This window comes from Nesiotobacter zosterae (assembly GCF_033843645.1).
GTDB classification, from domain to species: Bacteria; Pseudomonadota; Alphaproteobacteria; order Rhizobiales; family Stappiaceae; genus Pseudovibrio; species Pseudovibrio zosterae.
Genome location: NZ_JAWXVZ010000019.1, coordinates 15,065 through 35,043, shown reverse-complemented (window position 1 = coordinate 35,043; position 19,979 = coordinate 15,065). Strand labels below are relative to the sequence as shown.

24 protein-coding genes and 2 tRNA genes are annotated in these 19,979 nt (G+C 54.6%); 20 read left to right on the top strand and 6 right to left on the bottom strand.

Annotated features, from left to right (window positions below; translation table 11 throughout):
- Window positions 1-251 precede the first annotated feature (251 nt).
- The gene (locus Q3Y58_RS19240; RefSeq protein WP_319623398.1) at window positions 252-1,106 is read right to left on the bottom strand and encodes an FkbM family methyltransferase; all 855 of its coding nucleotides are present in this window, start codon (window positions 1,104-1,106) and stop codon (window positions 252-254) included.
- Window positions 1,107-1,209: 103 nt separating this feature from the next.
- Between Q3Y58_RS19240 and ccoS the strand changes: the two genes are divergently transcribed.
- Window positions 1,210-1,371 (top strand): cbb3-type cytochrome oxidase assembly protein CcoS, encoded by a 162-nt coding sequence (gene ccoS, locus Q3Y58_RS19235; RefSeq protein WP_319623397.1) that lies wholly within the window; start codon window positions 1,210-1,212, stop codon window positions 1,369-1,371.
- A 77-nt stretch (window positions 1,372-1,448) separates the two neighbouring features.
- Here ccoS and hemA read toward each other — a convergent pair whose 3' ends face one another.
- Complete coding sequence (hemA, locus tag Q3Y58_RS19230; RefSeq protein WP_274219256.1) at window positions 1,449-2,720, bottom strand: 5-aminolevulinate synthase; 1,272 nt, start codon at window positions 2,718-2,720, stop codon at window positions 1,449-1,451.
- A gap of 284 nt (window positions 2,721-3,004) precedes the next feature.
- On the opposite strand from hemA, the gene Q3Y58_RS19225 reads away from it, so the two are divergent.
- Window positions 3,005-3,493: a response regulator gene (locus Q3Y58_RS19225; protein WP_274219255.1), complete on the top strand. Its 489-nt coding sequence runs from the start codon at window positions 3,005-3,007 to the stop codon at window positions 3,491-3,493.
- Between the two features lie 104 nt (window positions 3,494-3,597).
- Here Q3Y58_RS19225 and Q3Y58_RS19220 read toward each other — a convergent pair whose 3' ends face one another.
- Together Q3Y58_RS19220 and Q3Y58_RS19215 are read right to left on the bottom strand one after the other, a co-directional pair.
- Window positions 3,598-3,783: a hypothetical protein gene (locus Q3Y58_RS19220; protein WP_274219254.1), complete on the bottom strand. Its 186-nt coding sequence runs from the start codon at window positions 3,781-3,783 to the stop codon at window positions 3,598-3,600.
- Between the two features lie 705 nt (window positions 3,784-4,488).
- Window positions 4,489-4,563, bottom strand: a tRNA-Thr gene (locus Q3Y58_RS19215).
- Window positions 4,564-4,811: 248 nt separating this feature from the next.
- Between Q3Y58_RS19215 and Q3Y58_RS19210 the strand changes: the two genes are divergently transcribed.
- From Q3Y58_RS19210 to Q3Y58_RS19175, 8 genes are all read left to right on the top strand, one after another.
- Complete coding sequence (locus Q3Y58_RS19210; protein WP_274219253.1) at window positions 4,812-4,970, top strand: hypothetical protein; 159 nt, start codon at window positions 4,812-4,814, stop codon at window positions 4,968-4,970.
- A gap of 172 nt (window positions 4,971-5,142) precedes the next feature.
- On the top strand, window positions 5,143-6,432 hold the full coding sequence (gene murA, locus Q3Y58_RS19205) for a UDP-N-acetylglucosamine 1-carboxyvinyltransferase (RefSeq protein ID WP_319623396.1): 1,290 nt from the start codon (window positions 5,143-5,145) through the stop codon (window positions 6,430-6,432).
- Window positions 6,433-6,557: 125 nt separating this feature from the next.
- On the top strand, window positions 6,558-6,983 hold the full coding sequence (locus Q3Y58_RS19200) for a DUF2948 family protein (protein ID WP_274219251.1): 426 nt from the start codon (window positions 6,558-6,560) through the stop codon (window positions 6,981-6,983).
- Window positions 6,984-7,023: 40 nt separating this feature from the next.
- Window positions 7,024-8,319, top strand: coding sequence for a histidinol dehydrogenase (gene hisD, locus Q3Y58_RS19195; RefSeq protein WP_319623395.1), 1,296 nt, complete (start codon window positions 7,024-7,026; stop codon window positions 8,317-8,319).
- Between the two features lie 36 nt (window positions 8,320-8,355).
- Window positions 8,356-8,865, top strand: coding sequence for a UPF0262 family protein (locus Q3Y58_RS19190; RefSeq protein WP_274219249.1), 510 nt, complete (start codon window positions 8,356-8,358; stop codon window positions 8,863-8,865).
- A gap of 3 nt (window positions 8,866-8,868) precedes the next feature.
- Complete coding sequence (locus Q3Y58_RS19185) at window positions 8,869-9,324, top strand: arsenate-mycothiol transferase ArsC (RefSeq protein WP_274219248.1); 456 nt, start codon at window positions 8,869-8,871, stop codon at window positions 9,322-9,324.
- Between the two features lie 195 nt (window positions 9,325-9,519).
- Window positions 9,520-9,738 carry a translation initiation factor IF-1 gene (gene infA, locus Q3Y58_RS19180; RefSeq protein ID WP_028482718.1) on the top strand — a complete coding sequence of 73 codons (219 nt, stop codon included), beginning with the start codon at window positions 9,520-9,522 and terminating at the stop codon, window positions 9,736-9,738.
- A gap of 55 nt (window positions 9,739-9,793) precedes the next feature.
- Window positions 9,794-10,426: a Maf-like protein gene (locus Q3Y58_RS19175; protein WP_274219247.1), complete on the top strand. Its 633-nt coding sequence runs from the start codon at window positions 9,794-9,796 to the stop codon at window positions 10,424-10,426.
- Here Q3Y58_RS19175 and Q3Y58_RS19170 read toward each other — a convergent pair.
- Window positions 10,423-10,782 carry a hypothetical protein gene (locus Q3Y58_RS19170; RefSeq protein ID WP_274219246.1) on the bottom strand — a complete coding sequence of 120 codons (360 nt, stop codon included), beginning with the start codon at window positions 10,780-10,782 and terminating at the stop codon, window positions 10,423-10,425. The genes Q3Y58_RS19175 and Q3Y58_RS19170 overlap by 4 nt on opposite strands.
- Window positions 10,783-10,945: 163 nt before the next feature.
- Here Q3Y58_RS19170 and yacG point away from each other — a divergent pair, with 163 nt between their 5' ends.
- From yacG to Q3Y58_RS19155, 3 genes are all read left to right on the top strand, one after another.
- Complete coding sequence (yacG, locus tag Q3Y58_RS19165) at window positions 10,946-11,170, top strand: DNA gyrase inhibitor YacG (RefSeq protein ID WP_319623394.1); 225 nt, start codon at window positions 10,946-10,948, stop codon at window positions 11,168-11,170.
- 194 nt (window positions 11,171-11,364) lie between these two features.
- On the top strand, window positions 11,365-12,978 hold the full coding sequence (locus Q3Y58_RS19160; protein ID WP_319623393.1) for a bifunctional metallophosphatase/5'-nucleotidase: 1,614 nt from the start codon (window positions 11,365-11,367) through the stop codon (window positions 12,976-12,978).
- A 220-nt stretch (window positions 12,979-13,198) separates the two neighbouring features.
- On the top strand, window positions 13,199-13,966 hold the full coding sequence (locus tag Q3Y58_RS19155; RefSeq protein ID WP_319623392.1) for an acetoacetate decarboxylase: 768 nt from the start codon (window positions 13,199-13,201) through the stop codon (window positions 13,964-13,966).
- Window positions 13,967-13,968: 2 nt separating this feature from the next.
- Here Q3Y58_RS19155 and Q3Y58_RS19150 read toward each other — a convergent pair whose 3' ends face one another.
- Window positions 13,969-14,823 carry an alpha/beta fold hydrolase gene (locus tag Q3Y58_RS19150; protein WP_319623391.1) on the bottom strand — a complete coding sequence of 285 codons (855 nt, stop codon included), beginning with the start codon at window positions 14,821-14,823 and terminating at the stop codon, window positions 13,969-13,971.
- A 302-nt stretch (window positions 14,824-15,125) separates the two neighbouring features.
- On the opposite strand from Q3Y58_RS19150, the gene Q3Y58_RS19145 reads away from it, so the two are divergent.
- The 7 genes from Q3Y58_RS19145 (at window position 15,126) to Q3Y58_RS19115 (ending at window position 19,900) form a co-directional block, all read left to right on the top strand.
- Window positions 15,126-15,201, top strand: a tRNA-Phe gene (locus tag Q3Y58_RS19145).
- A 383-nt stretch (window positions 15,202-15,584) separates the two neighbouring features.
- On the top strand, window positions 15,585-16,349 hold the full coding sequence (locus tag Q3Y58_RS19140; protein ID WP_319623390.1) for an AfsA-related hotdog domain-containing protein: 765 nt from the start codon (window positions 15,585-15,587) through the stop codon (window positions 16,347-16,349).
- Window positions 16,346-17,068: an HAD family hydrolase gene (locus tag Q3Y58_RS19135; RefSeq protein WP_319623389.1), complete on the top strand. Its 723-nt coding sequence runs from the start codon at window positions 16,346-16,348 to the stop codon at window positions 17,066-17,068. Before Q3Y58_RS19140 ends, Q3Y58_RS19135 begins: the two co-directional genes overlap by 4 nt.
- The gene (locus Q3Y58_RS19130) at window positions 17,068-17,580 is read left to right on the top strand and encodes a DUF2165 family protein (protein WP_274219239.1); all 513 of its coding nucleotides are present in this window, start codon (window positions 17,068-17,070) and stop codon (window positions 17,578-17,580) included. The genes Q3Y58_RS19135 and Q3Y58_RS19130 overlap by 1 nt, the downstream gene beginning before the upstream one ends.
- 74 nt (window positions 17,581-17,654) lie before the next feature.
- On the top strand, window positions 17,655-18,056 hold the full coding sequence (locus Q3Y58_RS19125; RefSeq protein ID WP_319623388.1) for a helix-turn-helix domain-containing protein: 402 nt from the start codon (window positions 17,655-17,657) through the stop codon (window positions 18,054-18,056).
- A 73-nt stretch (window positions 18,057-18,129) separates the two neighbouring features.
- Window positions 18,130-19,293 (top strand): MFS transporter, encoded by a 1,164-nt coding sequence (locus Q3Y58_RS19120; RefSeq protein WP_319623387.1) that lies wholly within the window; start codon window positions 18,130-18,132, stop codon window positions 19,291-19,293.
- Window position 19,294: 1 nt separating this feature from the next.
- A complete protein-coding gene (locus Q3Y58_RS19115) occupies window positions 19,295-19,900 on the top strand; it encodes a hypothetical protein (protein WP_319623386.1) in 606 nt (201 codons plus the stop codon).
- Window positions 19,901-19,979 lie beyond the last annotated feature (79 nt).

Sequence of the window (19,979 nt, the reverse complement as noted above, 5' to 3'; positions counted from 1 at the left end):
TATGAACACCAAAACACAAGCTACGGCGGCGTAAGTCGCAAGGGGTAGTTTTAGGCCGCGCCGCAGACCTAAAAAACGAAAACCCCGCCAAAAATATGACGGGGTTTGTCATCAATCTGAAACCGGCGCAAAGGCCGGTTTTTTTGTTGTCTTGATGCAAAGGGCTTAACCACCCGCCGCATGATGAAGAACTTCCCTAGGTGTAGTTGCTCTCATTTTTAGGCAGGGTCTGTCCAGTGACCAGCAAGAGATCAAAACTTGTAAAGAAAATTGCTTCCGGGAAACTCCTTTTGGAGCTTTAGACCGAAGGTGACAAGAAGGTCGTGAACTCTCGGTCGATTGTTCGCAAAGGTTTCGATGAAGATGATCGGTTTGCTGCGTTTGATGGTTTCGCGTGCGCCGAGAAGCATTTCATACTCATGCCCCTCCACATCCACCTTTATGAAATCAACTTTTGTATCGGGCGTGATCACGTCATCGAGCCGCACGAGCCGCAAATCGCCCGTTTCGCTCGCCATGATCGTGTGCTCCCCAGCGTTGTGCGGATGGAACTTTTCGACCGCCCCGGCGCAGGTCTTTTCAGAAAGACCTGCATTGATGGCTTCAATGCGTCCTGAAAATCCATTGCTTTCGACGTTCTTCAATAAGTAGTCGTAGGTTTCCTTGATGGGTTCAAAGGAGAAAATTTTCAATTGAGGATGTTTTGACGCCCAATACAAAGAGTGATTGCCAATGTTCGCGCCGGCATCAACGAGTGTTTTACATTCGTTGATTATCGGATCCAATTCACGCAGTATTTCAATCTCATAAAATTGCCCGCACGCGACCTGCCTCTCAATATAGTCAGAAAAAGGTGCGCGCAGGTGGAATTCCAAACCATCTAAAAAGAACGTCTTGTAGAGAACTGACCTGTGTAATCTACCCAGTAAGTCCTGAGTTTCTTTCAGCTCTTGGTAAGACTTGGTTCGCTTGAATGCGCTGTTCAGAAGACGCCCTAGAAGTCCTTGTTTTCTATTCTCTGCTTTTTTCATGTACAGGTTCTCTTTGCGTTTTGGTTCTAAGATTGCCATCTGCCGAATCTCAGAAAGGAGAGCGATACCGGGCATTTCGAACCAACTCAACCCCCTGTGATGTCTTCAGGAGTTGCGTGAACCAATAGGGGTAGATGCGCCTGCAGTCTCGATATCGAAAGCAGAGGTGGAGCCATTGTTGGGGTATGAACTTCATTGGTCTGGCTCTGGCCTCATAGCCTTCATGTGGTCCATGAAGAACGGTCAGTATGATGATCTGGAAGGGGCCAAATGGCGCATTCTGGATGATGGGGATCTGCCTGATGGCCATGCCCCGACCGTGGGATCTGATCCGAAGTAGGAAACAAGACATCCGCCCTACAGGCACAAAAAAACCGGCGCAAAGGCCGGTTTTTTTGTTGTCTTGATGCAAAGGGCTTAACCACCCGCCGCATGATGAAGAATTGCCGTTGGCTGTTCTTCGTCAACCACATTGGTGCTTTGCTTGAAGGAGATGCCCAGTTCGTTCCATACATCAACCAGAGCCTCAGTGAGGTTGTTGATGAGCTCGTCGGTGTGAGCAGGGCCGGGGGTAATGCGCAAGCGCTCAGTGCCCCGAGGAACAGTTGGGTAGTTGATCGGCTGAATGTAGATGCCATGCTTTTCGAGCAGCATGTCAGAGGCCTTCTTGCAAAGGTCAGGATCAGCTACGAGGATCGGCACAATGTGGGTGTCGGAATGCATGACCGGCAGACCAGCCGCACTCAACTTGTCCTTTGTCACCTGAGTCTGGCGCTGCTGCGCGTCGCGCTCTACGGAAGACTGCTTCAGATGGCGAATGGATGTGGTGGCAGCTGCAGCGAGGCTCGGCGGCAGGGCAGTGGTGAAGATGAAGCCCGGTGCGTAGGAGCGGATCGCGTCCACAACAGCGTTGCTGCCTGCTACGTAACCACCCATCACGCCAAATGCCTTTGCCAGCGTGCCTTCGATGATGTCCATGCGTTCCATGACGCCGTCGCGTTCGCAAATGCCAGCGCCACGAGGACCGTACATGCCAACGGCGTGAACCTCATCAATGTAGGTCATGGCGTTGTACTTTTCGGCCAGATCAGCGATCTTCTCGATCGGCGCGATGTCACCATCCATGGAGTAAACGGATTCAAAGACGATCAGCTTCGCGCGCTCATTCCCGGCGTCGCGCAGCAAATCTTCCAGATGTTCCACATCGTTATGGCGCCAAACCTTCTTCTGAGCACCGGAATTGCGGACACCGGCGATCATGGAAGCATGGTTCAGTTGATCAGACAGGATAAGGCAATCAGGCAGCAGCTTGGCCAGCGTTGAAATTGCCGCTTCGTTTGAGACAAAGCCAGAGGTGAAGACCAGGGCGTTTTCTTTGCCGTGTAGGTCTGCCAGTTCTGCTTCAAGCTGAACGAGTGGGTTGTTTGTGCCCGAAATGTTGCGGGTGCCGCCCGCACCTGCGCCCATGGTGTGAATGGCATTGGCAGAGGCCTCGATCACCTTTGGGTGGTGGCCCATCGCCAGATAGTCGTTGGAGCACCAAACAACAATCTCGCGTTTCTCGCCATTGCGGCGCCAGATTGCGTGTGGATGTCTGCCCGTGATGCGCTCCAGATCCGCGAATACCCGATATCGTTTTTCCTCCTTGAGGGACGAGATCGCCTCTTCGAAGATACTCTGGTAATTCATTTTCTGTTCCTTGCTGATACCGGGTACTTTAGAGCATTGCTAAACTACTATTAGTGCTTTCATACGCAATTGTCGTAGGACAAGTTGCCGCAAGCCCGTGCGCTGTGGATATGCGGATTAGCCTTACGCACTTACCACAATTTGCCCCTCGTTGGCATAAAAAAGCTGATATTCCTCAAGGCGCCAGCAAAATTCTGGAGAACATCCACGGGTCATTTCCCCGCAAGATTGAGTTTGTTAAAAAAGCGCTGCTAAACTCCCTGCGTAAGCTAAGGAATAGGCCGTTGAGTATCGATCTGGCATCGCTGTCGTTTCTGGTTGTGGAAGACAGTGCCTACATGAGAACGATTCTGCGCACCATGCTGCAGGGCTTTGGTGCGCGCAAAATCGTCGAAGCAGAAGATGGTGCCTCTGGCCTGGAAGCCATGGAGCGCGCGAACCCGGACATCCTGATTTTGGATTGGGTCATGCCCATTCTTGATGGGCCGGACATGGTTCGCATGATCCGCACGCCCGATAATCCGTTCGCCTATATCCCGATCATCATGGTGACTGCTCATACCGAGCGCAGCCGCATCATCGAAGCGCGCAAGCTTGGTGTTCACGAGCTGTTGTGCAAACCGATCTCCGCCAAGTCGCTTCATCAGCGCATCATGTCGGTCATTTTGCAGCCTAGAGATTTTGTGAAGACGGCAGGCTATTTCGGACCGGCGCCGCGGGCGATACGCAACCATAAGAAAGCTTGGAAGCCTCAACCCTCAGCCGGGTCGTAATTGGCTTGGCTTTGACGTCAGGTGGGAGAGGGACTTAAGAAAGCGCGCCGCCATCTCTTATGGGGGCGAGATGGCGGCGTAATTAGCGATACTTTCTGAAAAAATCAGTTCGCTGAAAGCGCAGAAAGCTGGGTTCTCGCCTCTGCCCACTTTTCAGAGGGCAGCTTGGTTGCAAGGCGGATCAGCTCTGCAAAGTCATTTTCTTCCAGTTGGTACTTCAACAGCATCAGTTCGGCTTCTGAAAAGCCGTCGTCCTGAGAGTATTCGTACTCACTCGTTACTTGTTCCATTCGAACTCTCCTCAGCAAGTCCCATTCTGGGACCGCTACTCACTAAGCGCAGACGGCCACATGCCTGAAATTGGCAGGTGGTGGTGCTACATGAAATTCGACAGGGCGGGGGGATTTCCTGTCGCTTGCCCCGATTGCAAGCTCAGGGTGGCAAGCAGCCCTTTTCTTGTAAACTCACAAAAGGCGCTGATCGTCGGGAGAGGCCGTGAAGTGGAACAATGGTCACACTAACCAAGCGGGAGGGACTCACTCTTGGTTAGTTACCACGCGCTGCGCTCTGCTCCTGCGTGTATTGAAGCCGTGAATTACTGTGGAATACGAGGATTACCATGGTTAATGTCTTGTTAATTTCATCGATTCGAATGCGGCAAAATAAAGTGTTTGTTGGCGTGTGATTTGTAGTATCTCCCGCTTAAACTGTAGCGTTTTGCGAATTGCAAAGTAGTTGCAAGCAAGAGACGTATATTTGAAAACAATTCACCTGTTTCAACTTGAAACACAGCGCAAGGTCAGGTTGCTCTCTGAGTGTCTTACATCTGACAAACACGATGACGGGACTGTTGCGTGACGTGAGGTTGCCTGTCCATCTCTTGCTCTCCACCGGCTGCGATAGAGCCTTGCGGACAGGATGAGTGACAAAAACAACGACAGTTTACGCCGCAGTGACCTAACCAAAATCAAAGAGAGATAAAGGGGGAAGGAGAATGGTGCTGCGAGGGAGGATTGAACTCCCGGCCTCTCCCTTACCAAGGGAGTGCTCTACCACTGAGCTACCGCAGCTTAATCTGAAGGCTTCAGAGCCTTCCATTCTACTGAACTTACTGAGTTTTTCCAGTCTGTTCTGTGTTGCGAGGCCGTGTCGCCCCGGAACGAGGAGGCTTTTGCCATAACGACCGGGGGGGCGCAAGAGCTAAAATTTCCAATTCTGTGGAATTTGTCATGGCTGGGGAAATCTCATGGGTGAATGATACGTTGGCTTACTGAAGGACGCTTGGCATCAAGAGGGCATTAGTGTAGGTGAGACCGTCATGAACGAGGAAAAACAGCCAAAAACCGCCGATCCGGATGGGTTGGAGAAAAAGCAAAGCGAAAAGGATGCGCGTGCTGAGCGCCTCGCTGCGGCTTTGCGAGACAATTTGAAACGACGGAAGAAGGCTCAAAAGACAGGGCGTTCCTCCGAGAACTAACGGTTTTCCGGCTTAGAAAAACCGGTAAATCATCATAGCTGGGTGGGGGCTATGTTGTTCACATGACGAGCACGTCACTGATGGGGCGTCATGTTAAGGCCATATCCATCCTTATAGAGGACCATAATATCTCCTCCGGAGTTTCGGGCGGTCTTTTAGGGTAATTTGATTAATGGACAGAATTAAAATCGTCGGTGGCAACCGGCTCAATGGTGTGATCCCAATTTCTGGCGCGAAGAATGCCGCTTTGCCTTTGATGATCGCATCCCTTCTGACGGATGAAACTCTGACTCTGGAAAACGTTCCGCGCTTGCGCGATGTGGCCCAGCTGACGCAGATCCTCTCCAACCACGGTGTCGACTATTCTGTCGATGGCAAGCGGGTCGGTCAGGATTCAATGCGGGGTCAGACTTTGCACTTGTCTGCAAGCGATGTTGTAGACACCACCGCGCCTTATGAGCTCGTCTCTAAAATGCGTGCCAGCTTCTGGGTTATCGGCCCCTTGCTTGCCCGGATGCACGAAGCGCGCGTTTCCCTGCCGGGGGGCTGTGCCATTGGCACCCGCCCAGTCGATTTCTTTATAGATGGCCTCAAGGCGCTTGGCGCCCAGATGGACATTGATCAAGGTTATGTGGTGGCCAAGGCCCCGGGCGGCCTCATTGGCAACCGCGTTGTGTTCCCAAAGGTATCTGTGGGGGCTACCCACACAGTCATGATGGCGGCAACCCTGGCCAAGGGCGAGACCGTCATTGAAAACGCCGCGCGCGAGCCAGAAGTGGCAGATCTTGCGAACTGTCTCATCGGCATGGGCGCGAAGATTGAAGGCGCTGGTACAGGCACCATTCACATTCAGGGCGTCGAAAAGCTCGGTGCTTACCGACACCCGGTCGTAGCGGATCGCATCGAAACCGGTACCTACGCCATGGCAGTGGCCATGACCGGCGGTGATGTGGTTCTGGAAGGTGCGCGTGCAGAGCTTCTGCAAAGCGCTCTGGATACGCTGGTTCAGACAGGGGCCGAGATCACCAGTGTCGAAAACGGCCTGCGCATTTACCGAAACGGTGATGGCATTGAGCCCGTCGACATGCGCACCGATCCGTTTCCGGGCTTCCCGACCGACCTTCAGGCGCAGTTCATGGCTCTCATGACCCGCGCCAAGGGCACCAGCCGCATCACGGAAACCATCTTCGAAAACCGCTTCATGCACGTTCAGGAACTGGCCCGCCTTGGTGCCAATATTCATTTGGACGGGCAGGTGGCAACTGTTGAAGGCGTGGAACAGCTTCACGGCGCTCAAGTTATGGCAACGGACCTTCGTGCTTCCGTTTCTTTGGTTATCGCGGGCCTTGCAGCTGAAGGCGAAACAACCGTGAACCGCGTCTATCACCTTGATCGCGGTTTTGAGCGTCTTGAGGACAAACTGTCCCGCTGTGGTGCTCAGATCGAGCGTGTTTCCGGCTAATTCATAAAATACAGAGTCACCCGATTGTTTTCAGGGGGCTCTGACGTTACCTGTACATGTAGAACGCGAGGCGGCGATATCGGAGTTCCGGAATCGCCGTCTTTCACATGACTCGGGGTATGATAATGAAGCTTCTCGCGCTTGACAGTGAAGACCTGACTGTAATTTCCGCGATGTGCCAGGATAGTGTCCTGAAGGTTGGTGACATTCAGTACCTGCCAAAAGAAAAGCGGCTTATCGTTGCCATGAACCGCTTCGCTTGGGATGCTGACACGGCAAAACAACAGAAAAATGAGCGCCGCAGATCCGTTCTTGCACTATCACGTGTTGAAGCTCTGCAGGTTCGCAATATAAAGCAAGAGAATAAGGACGGCATTCTGTCGTTGCTTGCCATCACATTTGACCCGGATGAAGATCCGGCCGGGCGTCTCACTCTCGAGTTCTCCGGCGGTGCGGTCATGGCAGCGAAGGTGGAATGCATTGAAGCGCAGTTGACCGACTTGGGTGCAGCTTGGGGCACTGAAAATCGCCCTCATCACGAGCTGGACTGAGCCGCGCCACTGCCAGGAACTGAAGTTAGGGAATAAGATCGTGGCCGTTAAACTCTCCTCAGCATCGCTGAATTTCGAAGAAGAGATCAACCGCCTGCTCATGAGCAAGCGCGAAATTTCTGAGGATGTTGATCATATCGTCCGCGATATCCTGCGGGATGTTGAAGAGCGTGGTGATGCAGCCGTGCTCGAGTACACGGCCAAGTTTGATCGCTTGCCTGCAAAAGGCATGTCTGAGCTGGTTGTGACAGCGGATGAAATTGAAGCAGCAGTGGCCAAGGTTCCCGAGGAAACCTTTGATGCACTGAAACTTGCTTGCGACCGCATCCGCTCGCATCACGAAAAACAGCTTCCGGAAAGCTCAAGCTACATCGACCCGATTGGCGTAGAACTGGGCAGCATCTGGACGCCGGTGGAGGCCGTGGGTGTATATGTGCCTGGCGGACTTGCCAGCTATCCTTCTTCAGTTCTCATGAATGTGGTGCCGGCAAAGGTTGCAGGCGTAGAGCGCATCGTCATGGTGGTACCAAGCCCTGACGGCGTTCTGAACCCGCTGGTTCTGGCCGCTGCAAAGCTCGCTGGGGTCACGGAGATCTACAGGATCGGCGGCGCGCAGGCCGTGGGCGCGCTGGCCTATGGCACCGAAACAATTGCTCCGGTGAACAAGATTGTTGGTCCGGGGAATGCCTTTGTTTCCGCTGCAAAGCGCCGGGTGTTCGGCCGCGTCGGTATCGACATGATTGCCGGGCCCTCTGAAATCCTCGTGGTGGCTGACAAGGACTGCAACCCGGATTGGGTGGCGGTGGACCTCTTGTCTCAGGCAGAGCATGATCCGGTTGCTCAATCAATCCTCATCACCGACAGTGAAACCTTGGCTGATGAGGTGGCGATTGCCGTTGAAAAGCAGCTTGAGACATTGCCGCGCGCAGAAGTTGCCGGTCAGAGCTGGAAAGACTTTGGCGCAATCATCTGCGTTGAAAACCTTGAAAAGGCAATGGAGCTTTCAAACCGGTTCGCACCGGAGCACCTTGAGCTTTCGGTTGAAGACCCAGACGCACTGCTGCCATTGATGCGTAACGCTGGCGCTGTATTCTTGGGCCGGTATACACCTGAAGCCATTGGCGACTATGTGGGGGGCTCAAACCACGTGCTGCCAACCGCACGTTCGGCCAAGTTTTCCTCGGGCCTATCCGTGCTAGAATTTGTCAAGCGGAGTTCCATTCTTCGTTGCAATCCGGATAATCTGGCTCAGATTGGTCCGGCGGCTGTCAAGCTTGCTGAAGCTGAAGGACTGGGCGCTCACGCTCGCTCAGTGGCAATTAGATTGAATCGATAGGCAGAGTTCGCCCTGCCTGACTGGAGTAAGACACTGATGGAAGAGCAGGTGCCAACGGTCGATGGAGGCGGTCAACAGATGACACAGCGCCTCATCGAGGTCGTGCTGGACCCCGATTCCATCCAGCGCGCCAGCAAAGACGTGGAGCGGGAGCGGAAAATAGCCATCTTCGACCTTGTCGAGGAGAACTTCTTTTCGCCAATTGGGGCTCCAGAAGGGCCATATCGCTTGGATTTGGCCATGATAAAGCGCCGCCTCGTCCTCATTGTGCGAACAGAGGACGGGCAGGAGCTGACGACGCACATCTTGTCGTTGACGCCGTTCAAGAAGATCGTTCGCGACTACTTCATGATTTGCGAAAGCTATTATGAGGCGATCAGATCGGCGTCACCAAGCCAAATTGAAGCCATAGATATGGGCCGACGTGGTGTCCATAACGAAGGTGCGGGCATTTTGAAGGAACGGCTGGACGGGAAAATTGATGTTGACCATCAGACCTCCCGGCGCCTCTTCACTCTGTTGTGCTCCCTGCATCCAAAGGGGTAGCACATGGAGCATGAGTTGCAGATCCGGCCCAGTGCGGTCCTTTTCATATGCCGTATGAATGCGGTGCGTTCGCCCATGGCTGAGGCGCTCACCAAAATGCTGTTTCCCAAACAGGTTTATGTCCGCTCCTGTGGTGTCTTTGCCGGAGAGCGAGACCCGTTCGTGGATGCGGTCATGGACGAAGCGGGCATTGATATGAGCTTTCACGAACCCAAGACCTTCGAGGACTTGGCGGAGGAGGGGTTCGATCTCATCATCACGCTCGCACCAGAAGCTCACCATATGGCGCTCGACACCCATCGCACACAGGCGGTCGAGGTCGAATACTGGCCAACAATCGACCCGACAATCGTCACCGGCAGCCGCGAGCAGATCATGAACGCCTATCGTGAAGTGCGCGATGCGTTGCAACTAAGGCTGAAGAAAAGGCTGGGTTGGCAACCTGCTCCGTCAGGCTAGCCCTACGGCAGTTTGAAAGCTGAGGCGGATTAATAGGCCTTCCGGCGGATATTGGTAAAAACAACCTGTGACAACGCCGCGAAATCCGGGTAAAACTGCGGCAATCCACCTCTAACAATTCAGAGTTTGCGGTTCCCTTTCGGTGACTAATCCGTTAGGTTCCGCGCAACTACGAGAGAACTATCAGGAATCCTAATGGCGAAAGAAGAAGTCTTGGAGTTTCCGGGCGTTGTGACCGAACTCCTTCCAAATGCGACTTTCCGCGTAAAGCTTGAAAACGATCACGAGATCATTGCTCACACAGCAGGGCGTATGCGCAAGAACCGCATCCGTGTTCTGGCGGGCGACAAGGTGCTCGTAGAAATGACACCATACGACCTGACCAAGGGTCGAATCACATATCGTTACAAGTAGTAGTTTGCGTATGGCCCATGGTCATACCCATACCCATCGGTTTTGAGGAGCATTCATGAGCGACAAACCAACGCTCGTTCTGGCATCCGGGTCTCCCCGTCGTCTGGCGCTGTTGCAACAGATCGGCATTGAACCGGACTTCCTGCTTCCAGCCGATATTGACGAGACACCGGAGCGGGGCGAGAGCCCCCGAGCTCTGGCGTTGCGTCTGGCCCGTGAAAAGGCAACTGCGGCCCGCATCATGGTGGAGCGGGACGAGGCAAAGAAAAACTCTCTGATCCTCGGCTCAGACACTGTCGTGGCAGTGGGGCGCCGCATTCTTCCAAAACCGGAAAGCACCGAACAGGCATCTGCCTGTCTGGCGCTTTTGTCCGGCCGCGTGCACCGGGTCTACACTGGGTTGTGCGTCAACACCCCGGCGGGCAAGAACCGCACTAAGCTTGTTGAAACGCGCGTGCGTTTTCGGCGGCTGTCCAAGCAGGACATGGCAAACTACCTGGCCTCCGGCGAATGGCGGGGCAAGGCAGGTGGCTATGCCATTCAGGGCTATGCCGGTGGCTTTGTGGCCCGCATCATCGGGTCCTATTCATCCGTCGTTGGCTTGCCTCTTTATGAGACGGCAAGCCTGCTGCAAGGCAACGGCTATGATACGCAGGCCACGTGGGCGCAGGCAGGCGTTCCAGCTTAACGCACAAAACCACCCACCGTTTTGACATAGGTTGCGTCATAGCTTGAAAGCATGGCTTTCAAGTCTGTTGACGCGTCCCCATAAACCACCATGGCTTCAGGGATCATCAAAGCCTCGAACCGAGCTTTGAAGTGGGTCAGAAAGCGCTCGTGGTAAATGAGGGCGGTCTCATTGCGATCGACGGTAACAAACAGTTGGCATGTTTGGCTATCTTCCGACAGGTACCAAATCATGGCGAGTGTGCCGGGCAGGTTCTCCTTGTAGGCACCACACATTTCTTGCATCAGCCCTTCAAAGGCTGAAGGGTCGGTCGTGGTTACGCGACTGGTCAGTATCCAGGAAATCTCAGAGGTCATAGGCAACTCCCAACTCCTACGCGGTACTGGCCCCTCAAAACCGCGTCGTCCCGCACTTGTCTTCATGTTTGTCCCACTGAAGCTTTCGTTCTGTGGGCACCGTGACGGCTTGACCTATCTCTTTACTCGCTGAGAGGTTAAACAACCTGTCTACCGGAAGCAAATGAGCCAATCTGAGGAGAGGGTTATGGCAACGAAACACACTTCCAAAGAATGCCCCATCTGTGAGAAGGCTGCTCAAGAAGAGTTCGCGCCGTTTTGTTCGGCCCGATGCCAAAAGGTGGATCTCAATCGATGGTTGTCGGATCGTTATTCGATTCCCGCGGTGGAGCAGGAGCCAGATCTTGATGAGTTGGAATCGGATATACCACCTCAGTTGCGTCACTAGTCGCGCTCACTATGCGCACTGGATGCGTTTTGGTGTGTCGGTTAACCGGATTTAAGCGGTGACAAGGCGCTTTGCAACGTAACCGTGTCTTGTTCCCTTCATCAACTTTCAACAAGATACCCCCGCATCTTTAAGAGCCACGCACTGCCTCGGCGCAAAACCCTGCGTGGCCGTAAAGTAGATGGGGGTTTTTTATGCGTAATCTTAAGAAAGTTCTTTTGGGCGGCGTACCTGCTCTTGCACTGACGGTTGGGCTGACCGGCACAGCGCTGGCAGATTATTCTCTGTCCATCCTGCACCTCAACGATCTTCATTCGCGCATTGAATCGATCAATAAGTACGATTCAACCTGCGGCGCTGAAGACGAAGCCGAAGGCAAGTGCTTCGGTGGCATCGCGCGCATCAAGACAATGCTTGATCAACGCCGCACCGCGCTTGAGGGCGAAGGCAAGAACTTCGTTACGCTCGACGCTGGTGACCAGTTCCAAGGCTCACTGTTCTACACTACCTACAAGGGTGAGGCAGCCGTTGAGTTCATGAACGGCCTCAGCATTGATGCCATGGCAGTGGGCAACCACGAGTTTGACGATGGTCCTGCAGCACTGGCCAAGTTCATCGATGCGGCAAACTTCCCGGTCCTGTCGGGCAACATTGACGTCAATAACGAGCCACTTCTCAAGGGCAAGGTGCCAGGCATCCTGATCCTTGAAAAGGGTGGTGAGAAAATCGGCATTGTTTCTGCTCTGGCTGAAGACACCAGCGAGACCTCTTCTCCGGGTGAAGGCGTACGCTTCATCATGGCGGAAGACTATCTGAAGGGTGCCGTTGAAGCGCTTGAAGCTGCTGGCGTTAACAAGATCATCGCGCTCACCCACGAAGGCCTGACCCGCGACAAGCAGATTGCGGCGGCTGTTCCGGGCATCGACATCATCGTGGGTGGCCACTCTCACACGCTTCTGTCCAACACGCAGGAACGTGCAGAAGGCCCATATCCGGTTCTCGTAAAGAACCCGGAAGGCGTTGAAGTGCCAATCGTTCAGGCATATGCCTACGGCAAGTTCCTTGGCGAAATCGAAGTAACTTGGGATGATGAAGGCAATGTCATCAAGGCAGAAGGTGAGCCAATCCTTCTCGATGCTTCTGTTGCTCCGGATGAAACCTTCCAGGCCCGCGTTGAAGAGCTGGCAGCGCCAATTGAAGAGCTGAAGTCCAAGGTCATCGGTTCTACCGCCGAACTCATCGATGGCGACCGTGGTTCCTGCCGCGCCGGCGAATGTTCAATGGGCAACCTTGTGGCCGACGCGATCCTTGACCGTGTGAAGGATCAGGGCGTTGAAATCGTCATTCAGAACGGTGGCGGTCTGCGCGCCTCCATCGACGCTGGCGAAGTCACCATGGGCGAAGTTCTCACCGTTCTGCCGTTCCAGAACACACTGGCAACCTTCCAGCTCAAAGGATCCTACATCAAGGATGCGCTGGAAAACGGCGTCTCCAAACTGGAAGAGGGCGCAGGTCGCTTCCCGCAGGTTGCTGGCATCAAGTACAGCTTCGATCCATCCAAGCCGGCTGGTGAGCGCATTGTCTCCATCGAGATGGCGGACGGTTCTGCGCTCGACATGGACAAGGTCTACGGCGTTGCAACCAACAACTACATGCGTGGTGGCGGTGATGGCTACAAGGTCTTCGCGGAGCATGGCCTGAACGCCTACGACTACGGTCCAGGTCTTGAAATCGTTGTTGCTGATTATCTGGCAGCAAACGGCGACTACAAGCCCTTCACTGACGGCCGCATCACCCAGGTGAAGTAAGCATGTTCAAATGAACCAGAAAAGGCGGGCTCAGGCTCGCCTTTTTTGTAGGCAGACCAGCGGAGCGCGAGGCGTCATCGCGCTTGCCGGTTCTCCCGCCTCATTCAGGATTGAGCAACCTAACCTCAAGATGCTCCCAAATTGCAGGGAGCCGGTTCTTCTGGCCGCCGTGTAAGGTGTGCGCGCCATAACCCCGGCCACATTGCAAGAGGGCGCGCTCATGAACGCTGAAGACATTCTGAAACAAGCCTCCATGCCCATTGCGGCTCCCGCCTATCCCAAGGGGCCGTACCGCTTTATCAATCGCGAGTTCCTGACCATCATCTACGAGAGCGATCCGGATGCCATTCGCGAGGCGTTGCCAGAGCCGCTGGAGCCGGATGGCTCCAATACGGTGATGTTCGAAACCATCCGTATGCCGGATTCCGCCGGGTTTGGTAACTACACCGAGGCGGGGTTGGTTATTCCGGCCAAGTTTGGCGATCATCTCGTCAACTTCACTCACCAGATGTTCTTGGACTGCTCACCGCCCATTTACGGCGGGCGCGAGATTTGGGGTTTCCCGAAAAAACTTGGTTATCCCAGATTGTTCGTCGAAGGGGCAACGCTGACCGGTCATTTGGAGTTTGATGGCACCACCATCGCCATTGGCACCATGGGCTACAAGTATCAGCACCTGCTTTATGATGTGGAGCATGGCACCAAATGCCACCCGGATGCGATCTTGAAGAAGCTGCAGAAAACCCAGGTAAACCTGAAGATCATCCCGGATGTTGATGGCTCGCTCGCCATTGCTCAGCTCGTGGCCTATGAGGTTGCCGACATCACGGTGAAGGGCGCATGGTCTGGCCCTGCCGGTTTGCAGCTCTTTCACCATGCCAACGCGCCGCTCGCCAGCTTGCCGGTGAAAAAGGTGGTGGGAGGTCTGCACTTCATTACAGACCTCACCTTGCCCTATGGCCGTGTCTTGCACGACTATCTCAAGTAGCTTCAAGTGCTGGTGGAACGGGCCCAGTCTGCAAGCAGCTGATCAAACTCCGCTGGCTGTTCCAGCATGGGCGTGTGGCCGCTTTCAGCCAGTTCCTTGATGGTCAGGTCGGCAAAGCGGTCTGACACGGGTTCCCAGCACCGCGTGGGTGCCACGCTGAAGTCCTTCTTGCCCATCACCAGCAGAACCGGGAATGTGATCTGCCCCGCAGCGTCAGCCATGTCGAAATTGGCGAAGACATCGCCCCAGAGCGCATCAAAAAGCGGGGTGTGCATGGTCAAGCCCTCCCACAGCCAGCTCTCATCAAAAGTGGGGTCAGCCCATCGGCGCGCCTGCAAAGCACAGCAAATGTGAGCAAACTTGCGCGCCGGGTCGCTCTCGATCATGGCACCAAGCTGCGCAATGTCCTTGCCGAACTGGGCTTTGCGCTCTTCACTTGCTTCTGCGGCAAATCTGGTTTCGGCTTCTGCCTGATGAGACGGGCCAAGGTCTGGAGAAAGACCAGCCAGAACGAGCCCTTGCACAGGGCCGGGATACCGACGGGCGTAGTCAAGTGCCATATAGCCGTGACCGGAGTGGCCAAGAACAAAGGTGTGTTCCAGCCCAAGTTCTGCCCGCAGCCAGTCAATGTCCGCGCTGATCACCTCAAGCGCGGCGTCTTCCAGTGTCACCGGGCGGCTGGAGGGCGCGAAGCCTCGGTGGTCGACAAGGTGCAGGCGGAAGGTCGAGCGCAAAGACCTTGAGAACACACGGTCATAATAAGCACTGCTGCCAATCACGAGAAGGTTTGGGCCTGTGCCTTCAGATTTAACGGAGAACTCAAATCCGTCACGACGGAATACGTTGGAAACCTGCATAAGGTCGCCTCTCAAAAATTGGGTATGGGGAAGGGTTGCTGATCAAATCAGCTAAAAAGGGGAGGGATGTGCCGCTGCCGGTGCACTCTAACGACTGCACAAGGCGCAAACTAACCTCCTGTGAAATCGATGTAAATAAAAAAACGCAGCGGCAACCGGTTGTTTGCCACCATCAAGACGTGTGGAAAAAGCGCGTCTTCAGCTTTAATGTTGAAAAACTGACAAGAGGTGCTGGACAGAACCGAAATCCCTTTCTATAAAACGCTCACTTTCGCGGCACGGACATTAGCCGGCCAGCAAAAGCCCGGATAGCTCAGTTGGTAGAGCAGCGGATTGAAAATCCGCGTGTCGGTGGTTCGAATCCGCCTCCGGGCACCACTCTTTTCCCTTGAAAATTTACATGTTTCCCGCGCCTCATGACATGAGGCATTGCGGGATTGTCTGTTTGTCATCCTTCTCGTGTGTGTGATTTCCACATTCTGGATGGTTTTGTCCTTAAGGCACTCATTCTTTTGGGTAAGAAGCGCTGCAGATGTGTGCTGCGAGGCCGCTGCCCTGTCGCGTTGGCCCTCTTGCCATAAACCCGCGCAATCCCTCAAATTTTAAGGTATTTGGTATGCTGTTGGTGGCGCAGCGTCAGTCCTGTCTACCGATGCCGTCGCCATGTATATCTAAAGTAGTAAATACACCTATAATGAACTGTCATAATCTACACCTAACGTATGGTTGTATTTTCCACCTCCCAACCTAAGGAGAATGACATGCAGTTAGTTGTAGGAAATCGTTTGACAGATTTCGCGGAAGCGACCGGTGCCATCACCGCACAGGCCGCCATTGAGCGTCTCGCTCAGAAGAGTGTTGAGGGTGGATTTGTTGTTGGTCAGGGTGTTCGCGACGAAGATGCCCGTGTAATTCGGGTGTTGGGCCAAGCGACCGGTGTAGACGTTCATGTGTTTGAAGAGGATGGCCTGCGGGCTGGGCGTTCTGTATGCCACAAACATGACCCGGCCAACGAGTTGATCTCCATGCCGCGTAAGGTAGAGGAAAACGTCTTTGAAGCAGACATGCTCATGGATGATCGCAACGAGATCATGTCCGACCACCTGACAGGCTTGCATCTGCAAGGCATGCTGCTGATTGAAGCTACACGTCAGATGTTCATCGCCGTTGGCGAAACTCAGTATTCTCATCTGGGCGTTCCAAAAGGGGGCTATGTGGTCTTCAATCGTCTGGATACGCGCTTTGAACAGTTCGCCTTCCCGATCCCAACCGTCATCCGCCAGTCGGTGACGAACATCGAGCAGCCGCGCAGCGATCGGACCAGCTTCTCCGCGCACATCGAGCTGTTTCAAGAGCAGGGCCGCGTTGCGAGCACCTATGTTGAGTACACTATTTTCGAAGCCGCATCCTTGAAGCCGAAGGAAGAAAAGTTGGCCTGCAAGGCGGTTGAATCTGTCATGCGCCGGGCTGAAGACACTGAGCTCACCATTGTTGAAGAAGGCTTGACTCAGAGGAAAGCAGGATGACTTCGGCACCACCAGTGAATTCTGAAGCTCAGCCTGCGGGCTATGCTTTCTTCGATGTTGACGAAACCATTGTCGTTGAAAAAACCATGTTCACCATTCTCCATGTTCTTGGAGAAAGGTTTAAAGACCTTGATGCAAGCGGTTTGATCGAGCAGCTGCATCAACTTCGGTCGCTGGGTCGTGAGCGGGCGGAAGTAAATCGTCATTTTTACAAGGGACTTGCCGGGCTGCCCAGAAATGAAGTTGCAGCTGCAGCGCGCGCCTATATCTACGACCGCATTGCAGAAGACGGATACCGGCGTTTCTTCATTCGAAACACGATCGCGCAATTGGAGGCCTTGCGGCACAAGGGGGTTGAACCCGTCTTCGTGTCCGGCTCGGCCTGTGATTTCCTGGAGGCGCTTGCTGAGCACCTTGAGGTAAAGCATGTTTTGGCGACGCAACTCGTTGTGTCTGAAACGGGGCATTACACCGGTGAAATCGCAGGGCGTTGCATGATCGGTCATGGCAAAAAAGAAGCGGTGACCGAGTTTCTGGCGGCGCGGGCCATGGATCCTGCGCTGTGCTTCGGCGTTGGCGACCATCCATCGGATGCTGACTTCATCTCACTACTTGGGAGCGGGGCGATGCTGACCGGCAACGCCGAGTCCGAGCGCTTGGCCCGTCAGCACAATTGGACACTCATCGATAACGATTGGCCTGCAAAGGAGGTTGCTTGATGTTTGGGACGCGTTCTCAACTGCTGCCACGTGCCGTTCTTCTTACGGGCCTTGCCGCGTGGATGACCGTCGCTGTCTTGAATAACATAACGGACACAGGGACCAACCTCATTCACCTTGACAACATGCTGTCCATGCGTTTGCTCATTGAGGATCCCATTTTCGGGAATGGGTTGGAATGGCGAGCATGGAACGGCGTTCCTGCTCAGGCGGTTCTCTGGATTGTGATCTGTTGGCAGGTCCTCACGGCCGCCGCGTTGTGGTGGGCCGCTGTCAACATGATCGGGGCGTTCATGAAGGGTGGGCGGGATGAAGCTTGCCTGCGCGCTGTCAACTTGGCGCTCTCCATGTTCCTCGGTCTGTGGCTTGTGTTCTTGTGCGGTGGGCTCTGGTTCGGCTACTGGATGAAGCAGGGGGCCATTCAAGGCGTTCATCTGACGTTGGTCATCGTTTCCTTGATGAGTTTGACCTATCTGAACCAACCGCTTCAGGGCAGCGATACGGACCTTTGACCACTAAATCTGATTGGTCCTATTGACAGCGAGCTGAGGAGTCATATCTTCATCTTACGTTAGAAAGGGAAGGCATGTCGACTCAGCTCATGAAAATCGGCGAACTCGCCAAGCGGGCAGGTGTAAGCCACAGAACGGTTCACTACTACGAGAACCGTGGTCTCATCTTTCCGGTGACCCGCGAAGGCGGCAGCCACCGGATGTATGAGGAAGAGGCTCTGCTCCGCTTGGAAAAGATCGCAGCCTTGAAGCGTCTCGGGCTCTCTCTTGAGGAAATCGCGGATGTTATTGATCTGTACTTCCAGTCTGAAGACGGCATGCTGGACGGCAAGAAGCGAGTCATTGAAATGCTGCAGGCGCAGTTGAAGAAGGTTGACGATCAGATTGACGAGCTCTCCAATTTTCGCAGTGATCTGATCCGGAACATTCGCCACATGGAGCGCCTCTACGAAGAGGCCAAGCCTGCAAAAAGCTGATTTCTTCTGGGCACGCGCGGAAATGCGCGTGTTCATTTTTACCTAAAATCTACACTTCACGTAAGGTATAGAAATGACCCGTTCCAACTTACTGATGGCCCTTTTGATGCTGACCGGCATCATCGTGGTGGGCCAACTATATCTCACCATTCCCATGATCAGTGCCATTGCCGCCGAGTTTTCGGCCGAAACACAAACTGCAAGTTGGGCGGGGACAGCTTTTGGTTTTGCCTATGCCTGCGGCTTTCTGGTGTTTGGCCCTCTGTCAGACCGTGTAGGTCGGCGTGTTGTTCTGGTTGCAGGGCTCGTGGCAGTGGGGCTGGCCACCTTCCTGCTCAGCCTGTCCGCAGATATCTCTCAGTTCCTCACCGGGCGCGTGGTGCAAGGATTTCTTGCAGCCAGCTTTCCTCCGGTAGCACTCACGGTGATCGCCGAGGCCTTGCCGCTGGAAAAGCGTGCATTTGGTATCTCCTTGATGAGTTTTGCATTCTTGATTGCAGCGCCGCTCTCGCAGTTTTTCGGTGCAGGGATCTCTGAGACCGCCACCTCAATCATGTTCATGCTGTCGCCGCTCTATGTGATCATGGCCGCAGCGCTCCTCATGGTCGTCCCACGTGATCAACGCGCAAAGCCAAGCGCTGCAGGCAAGCCGCACAGCCACCTCTCGGAAATGTTTGCAAATGCCATGGTTTCAACCAGTTGGCTGGCAGCGCTCACCGTTCTGCTCGGGTTCGTGTCCTTCCAGGTCGGCACTGTATTGTTGGCGCAAGACGGTGGGATCAGCGCGCAGACAGTGCGCCTGGCGGGCCTGCCTCCCTTGGCGCTCAGCTTGTTTGCTGCCTATCTGTCCAAGCGTTGGACACCATCCGTTACCGGCCGGGTTGGCATGGTGGTGGCCGCGCTCGGTTTGGCCGTTGCCGTCATTCCTGGGGCAATGATTGCCGCATCCGCCATCATTTCCGCAGGTGTCGCACTGGCCGTCCCCGGCTTGATTGCCACAATCGCCGGTGCAGCAGCAGATCATAACCGCGGTCTGGCCATGTCGGTTTACACCTTCTGCCTGTTCGTCGGGGCGAGTGTCGCCCCTCCCTTGGCACTCAGCCTGTCCGGCATCGGCACTGCGGCCCTGTTCGGGCTTCCCGCCGCCGTGCTCTTGATTGCCGCCCTCATCCTGACGCTAGCCGTCTCAAGACGCGCAAAAGCCCATTCCCTGCAACCTGCTACAGGAGAACGTTGATATGAAGACCGCAACTCTGCTTGCCCTCTTGTTCCTCAACGGCGAACTGCCGGAAAACTTCCGCACTGTTGGCGAAGCCGCCATCACCGCAGATGGCGTGCCAGCCACCATCACCCGCGCCGAGCGGATTGACGGCGAAAACTCAGGCATCGGCGGAGAACACATCTCTCAAGTAGTTTCGGACAATGGCAAGCTGCTTGGCTATGTGCGCATGACCAAGGAAATGGCTCAGCCTGCAAAATTGCCGGATCAAGAAACCGCCCACGCCGTTGCCATGGAAGTTCTGCGCGAGCATGCCCCAGAGCTTTTGGAGGCTCACAAGGTGCACTGGATCGCGCCACATGATGAAACCATCACGGTCATGGAAAACGGTGAACGCAAAACCCTCACCCTTACGGGCATGAAGGTCAAGATGCGCGCCACAACTTCAGACAAGCTTTGGTTCTGGGTGATTGTCGGCCCCAACGAACAGGTGATGGTGTTTGAGCGCGACATTTACTGGATCACGATCCCAGGTCGTCGTCGCACGGAAAAGTGGCTCCATGATAGTTGGCTCGCCGAGCATCCGGATGTGGTTGCCGCTCTGGAAAAGGACGCCAACAGCTAACGCACCCAACGCCCCGTGGTGCGTGTGAAGGTGGCTGCCCCATCCCAAGCGGTAGTGGGAAGGGGCAGCCACCACTTTC

Excerpts from the sequence above, each read along its gene's own strand:
- Q3Y58_RS19220 (WP_274219254.1), bottom strand. The coding sequence starts at position 3,783 with ATGGAACAAGTAACGAGTGAGTACGAATACTCTCAGGACGACGGCTTT.
- infA (WP_028482718.1), top strand. The coding sequence starts at position 9,520 with ATGGCGAAAGAAGAAGTCTTGGAGTTTCCGGGCGTTGTGACCGAACTC.
- Q3Y58_RS19155 (WP_319623392.1), top strand. The coding sequence starts at position 13,199 with ATGAACGCTGAAGACATTCTGAAACAAGCCTCCATGCCCATTGCGGCT.
- Q3Y58_RS19210 (WP_274219253.1), top strand. The coding sequence starts at position 4,812 with ATGAACGAGGAAAAACAGCCAAAAACCGCCGATCCGGATGGGTTGGAG.
- Q3Y58_RS19150 (WP_319623391.1), bottom strand. The coding sequence starts at position 14,823 with ATGCAGGTTTCCAACGTATTCCGTCGTGACGGATTTGAGTTCTCCGTT.
- Q3Y58_RS19160 (WP_319623393.1), top strand. The coding sequence starts at position 11,365 with ATGCGTAATCTTAAGAAAGTTCTTTTGGGCGGCGTACCTGCTCTTGCA.
- Q3Y58_RS19240 (WP_319623398.1), bottom strand. The coding sequence starts at position 1,106 with ATGCCCGGTATCGCTCTCCTTTCTGAGATTCGGCAGATGGCAATCTTA.
- Q3Y58_RS19125 (WP_319623388.1), top strand. The coding sequence starts at position 17,655 with ATGTCGACTCAGCTCATGAAAATCGGCGAACTCGCCAAGCGGGCAGGT.
- Q3Y58_RS19120 (WP_319623387.1), top strand. The coding sequence starts at position 18,130 with ATGACCCGTTCCAACTTACTGATGGCCCTTTTGATGCTGACCGGCATC.
- hemA (WP_274219256.1), bottom strand. The coding sequence starts at position 2,720 with ATGAATTACCAGAGTATCTTCGAAGAGGCGATCTCGTCCCTCAAGGAG.
- Q3Y58_RS19200 (WP_274219251.1), top strand. The coding sequence starts at position 6,558 with ATGAAGCTTCTCGCGCTTGACAGTGAAGACCTGACTGTAATTTCCGCG.
- Q3Y58_RS19185 (WP_274219248.1), top strand. The coding sequence starts at position 8,869 with ATGGAGCATGAGTTGCAGATCCGGCCCAGTGCGGTCCTTTTCATATGC.
- Q3Y58_RS19190 (WP_274219249.1), top strand. The coding sequence starts at position 8,356 with ATGGAAGAGCAGGTGCCAACGGTCGATGGAGGCGGTCAACAGATGACA.
- Q3Y58_RS19140 (WP_319623390.1), top strand. The coding sequence starts at position 15,585 with ATGCAGTTAGTTGTAGGAAATCGTTTGACAGATTTCGCGGAAGCGACC.
- Q3Y58_RS19170 (WP_274219246.1), bottom strand. The coding sequence starts at position 10,782 with ATGACCTCTGAGATTTCCTGGATACTGACCAGTCGCGTAACCACGACC.
- yacG (WP_319623394.1), top strand. The coding sequence starts at position 10,946 with ATGAGCCAATCTGAGGAGAGGGTTATGGCAACGAAACACACTTCCAAA.
- Q3Y58_RS19175 (WP_274219247.1), top strand. The coding sequence starts at position 9,794 with ATGAGCGACAAACCAACGCTCGTTCTGGCATCCGGGTCTCCCCGTCGT.
- murA (WP_319623396.1), top strand. The coding sequence starts at position 5,143 with ATGGACAGAATTAAAATCGTCGGTGGCAACCGGCTCAATGGTGTGATC.
- Q3Y58_RS19130 (WP_274219239.1), top strand. The coding sequence starts at position 17,068 with ATGTTTGGGACGCGTTCTCAACTGCTGCCACGTGCCGTTCTTCTTACG.
- Q3Y58_RS19115 (WP_319623386.1), top strand. The coding sequence starts at position 19,295 with ATGAAGACCGCAACTCTGCTTGCCCTCTTGTTCCTCAACGGCGAACTG.
- Q3Y58_RS19135 (WP_319623389.1), top strand. The coding sequence starts at position 16,346 with ATGACTTCGGCACCACCAGTGAATTCTGAAGCTCAGCCTGCGGGCTAT.